The following is a 1909-nucleotide window of genomic DNA, read 5'->3' as shown; positions in this document are numbered from 1 at the left end:
GGCGGGCGGCCCTCGCCGTCGTACCGCACCCACGTCCCCGACTCCGACAGCGCGGTGGCGTCCACGAACTCGCCGGACTCCTCCAGGCGGGTGGCGAAGTCGTTCATGTACTGGATGTGGGCGGAGACCTCCTCGGGCGCCCACTCGGTCATGGGCACGTTGTTGGGCGGCTCCGGCGCGCCCCGGTAGTGCTTGAGCAACAGGTACTTGGCCATGGTGATCCTCCTCGCACTGTGCGACCCAGTGTGGTCGCCTCACCGGGGGGACGGAACCGGATGCGGGTTCTCGACGCTCCTGCCCTACCCGGTGCGCGAGGGGGTGATGACGCCGACGTCGACGCCCGGCGGGACGGTGCTCCCGTCGGCGCCCGCCCGCCCCGGCCGATTCACCGCGATTCCCGCCGCGCCGCGGCCGGCAGGTGTAAATGTTCACGGGTGAACACCACGACCCCTCCCGATAGCCCCCCGGAATCCTCTCGCACCCACTCCGACCACCGTGTTCTCGGCCTCGACCGGAGCCAGGCGATCCCCGCGGCCGTGGTCCTGGCCATCGGCCTGGTGTGGGGACTGGGTCTGCCCTGGCTCGACAGGTCGGTCTCCTGGAACGACCCGATCGCGGCCGGCGACGTCGTCGATCTGGGCAAGGGCGTGCACTTCACCCCGCCCGTCGGATGGGACCTCACCCAGGGGGTCCGGGTCGGGGACGAACCCGCGAGTGGACCCCTGGACGCGGGGTCCACGGCGACGGTCACAGACGGGGGCACCACCATCTCGGCCACCCAGGGGGTCTTCGCCGGCGATGTCGACGCGCTGCTGGCGGAAGCCGAGAAGCACCTGTCGGTCCACGAGAAGGGTGTGCGGGTGTCGGGTGCGCGGCAGTCGGTGACGACCGACAGCGGCCTGGTCGGCACCAGCGAGCCGTTCACCTCCACATCAGGGGACGGCGTCCTGGCCGCGTTCGTCCTGCCGTCCGGCTCCGGCCCGGCTGCCGGCGGGCGCTGGGACCACGAGTTCGACTCCGCCCCCACCGCCATCACCTTCGCCGCCCGATCCCAGCCCGGCCAGTCCACCGCCGACGCCACCGAGATCGAGGCGGCGCTGCGCAGCCTGACCTACGGAGGACCGAGATGAGCACCCCTACCGTCTCGGCGAGCAGCGACACCGCCCCCGATCCGGACCTCCTCGCCGCCCGGGACCGTGCGCTCGAGGAGTCAGGATGGGGTCAGGGTTTCCGGCTGTGGCAGCCGCGCAACCCGGCGTTCTGGGTGCTGCTCCTGGGCATCGCCGCCGGGGTGGTGAGCCTGGTTCAGATCGCCTCGCAGGCCGCCAGGCTCTACCCGGTCGCGGTCGCTGTGGGAGCCGTCGCCTTCGCGCTCTACGGCGGGGCATGGTGGCTGTTCCTGCGACTCCATGACCGCTCCATCCCGCGGTCCGTGACGATGCTGGCCACGGTCTTCGTGTGGGGTGGCACCGCCGGCACGTTCTGGATGGCCGTCCACGCCAACGACGCCCTGCTCTCGCTGTACGGCAAGCTCTTCGGTACCGCCTGGTCAACGGCGTGGGGCGCCGCGTTCGCCGCGCCCGTCATCGAGGAGTTCGCCAAGGCCACCGCACTGGTCCTGATCCTCGGGCTGGCCTCCCACCTGGTGCGCAGCCCCTACGACGGGTTCATGATCGGCGCCTTCACGGGCCTGGGGTTCCAGGTGGCCGAGGACATGCTCTACGCCGCGCAGACCTCCGCCGCGAACTTCGGCTCCGAGCAGATCGAGTCGGCGGTCCAGACGATCCTGATCCGCAGCGGCCTGGGGATCGTGTCGCACACCCTGTTCTCGGCCTTGTTCTGCGCGGGGCTCGTGTGGTTCCTCGGCCGGCCCCGCGCCGAGCGCAACCGCGCCCTCGGAGCCGGGCTG

General features: G+C 71.6%; 2 protein-coding genes and 1 pseudogene. 2 read left to right on the top strand and 1 reads right to left on the bottom strand.

The window, feature by feature from the left end; translation table 11 throughout:
- Positions 1-215 (bottom strand): annotated as a pseudogene (locus tag G6026_RS13350) (hypothetical protein); the annotation flags it as partial.
- 219 nt (positions 216-434) lie between these two features.
- On the opposite strand from G6026_RS13350, the gene G6026_RS13345 reads away from it, so the two are divergent.
- Entirely contained in the window at positions 435-1130 is a 696-nt protein-coding gene (locus G6026_RS13345; protein WP_182613455.1) for a hypothetical protein, read from the top strand.
- Positions 1127-1909 (top strand): PrsW family intramembrane metalloprotease (locus G6026_RS13340; RefSeq protein WP_182613454.1); only part of this gene is annotated, 783 nt, incomplete at its 3' end. The genes G6026_RS13345 and G6026_RS13340, both read left to right, overlap by 4 nt.

The sequence above is a fragment of the Dietzia sp. DQ11-38-2 genome (assembly GCF_014145055.1).
Lineage (GTDB): Bacteria > Actinomycetota > Actinomycetes > Mycobacteriales > Mycobacteriaceae > Dietzia.
Note: the sequence above shows the minus strand (reverse complement) of the source record. Positions and strands in the feature narration are given on the sequence as shown.